Source organism: Sulfuricurvum sp., from assembly GCF_019163035.1.
Classification (GTDB): Bacteria; Campylobacterota; Campylobacteria; order Campylobacterales; family Sulfurimonadaceae; genus Sulfuricurvum.
In genome coordinates this window covers 25,305-28,704 of sequence record NZ_JAFLKV010000042.1, presented here as the reverse complement: position 1 = coordinate 28,704, position 3,400 = coordinate 25,305, and the positions used below count along the sequence as shown (strand labels likewise).

The 3,400-nt window shown below is 46.2% G+C and carries 3 protein-coding genes; all 3 read right to left on the bottom strand.

Annotated features, from left to right (window positions below; genetic code table 11):
* Positions 1-2,207, bottom strand: a 2,207-nt coding sequence (locus tag JZU62_RS03935) for a DUF4118 domain-containing protein (RefSeq protein WP_295012108.1), incomplete at its 3' end; no start/stop codon positions are given.
* Positions 2,188-2,778 carry a potassium-transporting ATPase subunit KdpC gene (kdpC, locus tag JZU62_RS03930; RefSeq protein ID WP_295012106.1) on the bottom strand — a complete coding sequence of 197 codons (591 nt, stop codon included), beginning with the start codon at positions 2,776-2,778 and terminating at the stop codon, positions 2,188-2,190. The genes kdpC and JZU62_RS03935, both read right to left, overlap by 20 nt.
* Positions 2,779-2,788: 10 nt before the next feature.
* On the bottom strand, positions 2,789-3,400 hold a 612-nt coding region (locus tag JZU62_RS03925), incomplete at its 5' end, for an HAD-IC family P-type ATPase (RefSeq protein ID WP_295012104.1).

Sequence of the window (3,400 nt, the reverse complement as noted above, 5' to 3'; positions counted from 1 at the left end):
AGATGCATCAATCCGTTTTCCAATCGCGCGAAATCCAAAAGATTTTTCAAAATTCGCTCCATCTCAAAGGCACTCTCTTCGATATTTTCCAATAACTCTTTTTCGGACGTATCGGAGATGGTAACATCGGGGCTGTTGATGGTACTAACCGATCCCAGAATTGCCGCCAGAGGGGTTTTCAGCTCATGATAAACGGAGTTAAATAATACTGAGGTTAGCTTTTCTGATGCTTCTACAAGCTTGATATGTTGGTTTTGTCGAAAGAGCCCGATACGCCATAATGATACGGCAAACGTGTTCATAAAAGCCGATAGCAGTTCATACGTCGGAGCATCCAATATCGGTAACTCAACCGCAACGATGGCCACTGTTTTATCAAACGCTTTGGAGGGAAAATAGGTCATTTCAACATTGGGCAGTGTGTTTGTGAATTTACCGGCACTCTCACCGTTGCGATAGACCCATTGAACGCACGCTTGATCATTTGGAGGGAGGCGATACACCTCACATTCATTACTGCTGAACATCTCGCTGTTCACAACGGCGGATGCGATTTTGAGTTTATCGGATTCATCAGGAATCAGCACCATCGTTTTCGAATTGAAAATAGCATGGAGTTTTTCTACCGCAAATCGTGAAGCATCCTCCTCCTTTTCAAAATCACCCAATCGTGAGCTAAGTTCATAGAGACGTCGAAATCGTGTCTCTTCGCTTTTAATCGCCTTGTTTTTGGCTTTTATCCCATCGGAAAGTTTTCCGGAGGTATACCCGACAATCAAAAAGATGATAAACGAAAGGGTATAGCGAAGATCATTAACACTAAACGTATAGTAAGGTTCAATAAATAAGAAATCAAACAACAATACCCCGATCAGTGCGGTAAAAAAGGAGTAAGCCACGCCGTAACGGATAGCGCTAAAGAGGGTCAAAAGGAGATAGAGAAGGGTGATATTAACTATTCCAAGTAACTCTTTACCTACAAATGAGATCCCTGTTATAGCCACTAACATCGCAAGTGAGTTCAGATAATAACGGAGATTGTCCGATATCCCATCAATAGGTTTGAGCTGTTCTAAAAATGTCGGAGAGGGTTTTTCAAATGGGACGACATTGATGATACATTGAGGACGACGATCCATCACACTTTTTGTCAAATTGGGAAACAATAAACCGAAAAAGCGGCTTTTCGGTCGTGTCATCACCAGTTCTGTAATGCCATATTCTTCTATCGATTCGATTACCGCATCGGTTTTATCTCCCGAAATTTTAGAGACGATAGTTGCCCCAAGCCGTTCAGCAAGACGGATATGTTTACGTATCTGAGCACTTTTTTGGGCATTTCCGAGGGTATCGGAGGTGATTTGAAGGGCTATAAGATCGGCTTTTAGCGAATCGCTGAGCCGTTTGGCATACCGTACTGCGTCCATCGACTCTTCATGATGATCGATACAGACCATGACCGTGTTGGTTTGAGAGCGTCTACCGTCACGTTTTGCAACGGAATACTCGTTGAGCTCATCGCTTACTTTGAGAGCCGCTTTGCGTAGGGTGAGTTCACGAAGTTTACTCAAGTTTTGTTCAGTGAAGAAATTATTGAGTGCCGATTCGACACGATTTTTGGGATAGATTTTGCCATTTTTGAGCCGCTCGATCAGTTCATCCGGCGGTGTGTCGATAAGTCGGAAGCTATCTACTCGCTCAAGTACGCTATCGGGTACTGTTTCTACGACCCGAACGTTGGTGAGGGAGTAGACGATGTCGTTGAGGCTCTCGATATGTTGGATGTTCATGGTTGAGATAACATCGATTCCGTGGGAGAGGATTTCGAGGACGTCCTGATACCGTTTTTCGTAACTGGAGCCTTGTGTATTGTTGTGGGCGAGTTCATCGATCAGTACCACTTCGGGATCACGTTTGAGGATTGCCTCGATATCGACTTCACCAAACTCCGCTCCGCCGTAACGGATCTTTTTGGTGGGGATGATTTCGAGACCCTCTGCCAACGATTCAGTTTCCTCACGTCCGTGCGCTTCGAGATAGCCGACGACGACATCGATACCGCTTTGTTGGAGCTGACGCCCTTTTGAGAGCATTGCGAATGTTTTACCGACTCCGGCTGCGGCACCGAGATAGAGGATAAAATTCCCCTCCTCAGCTTTTTGTACCTCTTCGAGAAGCCTCTCGGCCTTAGATTTTAACTTTTCCAAATTCTCTGTCTAATGTTAAATTGAGTGTTGTGACATTTACTTTTTCTTCCCCTATGATACCCCAATATGGCTTTTGGACGTTTTTATGGATAGCTTCTATCATTTTGGACTCTTTAACTCCTCGTGCTGCGGCTATCCGTTTCGCCTGAATCGTTGCATTTGCTACGGTGATATGGGGATCTAGCCCACTTCCACTCGTCGTCACGGCATCCATCGGCACTTTTTGCGTAGCACTTAGATTATTCTCAGAACGATACGCTTCAACCCGTTCTTTTACGGCATCATGCAGTTTTTGACTGGTATAGCCTAGATTCGATCCGCTTGAGGATGCACCGTCATATCCATCCGCTCCCGCCGCTGATGGGCGAGGATGAAAGTACTGAGGCTGAGTAAAATTTTGGGCGATCAACGTCGAAGCGATGGGAGTTTTCCCCTCATATACCAAAGAGCCTTTCACTTCAGGTGCAAATGCGCTCTCGCCGATGGCATACATACTCAATGGATAGGCGAATCCACATATCAATGCCAAGCCGCTAAACACTATAACCGATTTTTCTAATTCTTTAAACATTGTTTTCTCCTTATGCCAAACCGAGGGCACTAATCACCATATCGATGAGTTTAATCCCGATGAATGGGGTAATAATCCCACCTAAACCGTAAATCGCGAGATTACGACGCAATGCCGCCTCTTCGCTTTGGGCTTTAAACGCCGCACCGCGTAACGCTACAGGGATCAATGCCACGATGATGAGAGCATTAAAAATAACCGCCGAGAGGATCGCACTTTTCGGACTTGAGAGATCCATGATATTGAGCACTGCAAGGGATGGGAAAATAATAACTGCCAATGCCGGAATGACCGCAAAGTATTTCGCCACGTCATTGGCGATACTAAAAGTTGTCAATGCTCCGCGCGTCGAGAGGAGCTGTTTGCCCACTTCGACGATTTCGAGAAGTTTTGTCGGAGAGCTGTCGAGGTCGATCATGTTTGCCGCCTCTTTCGCCGATTGCGTCCCGCTGTTCATCGCTAGACCGACATCGGCTTGTGCGAGTGCCGGAGCATCGTTGGTGCCGTCCCCTGTCATCGCGACGAGGTATCCCTCTTGTTGATATTTTTGAATGAGACGGATTTTGGTCTCCGGTGTCGCTTCGGCGACGAAATCATCCACTCCCGCTTCCGCCGCGATTGC

Coding starts and splice junctions, on each gene's coding strand:
- kdpC (WP_295012106.1), bottom strand. CDS start 2,778: ATGTTTAAAGAATTAGAAAAATCGGTTATAGTGTTTAGCGGCTTGGCA.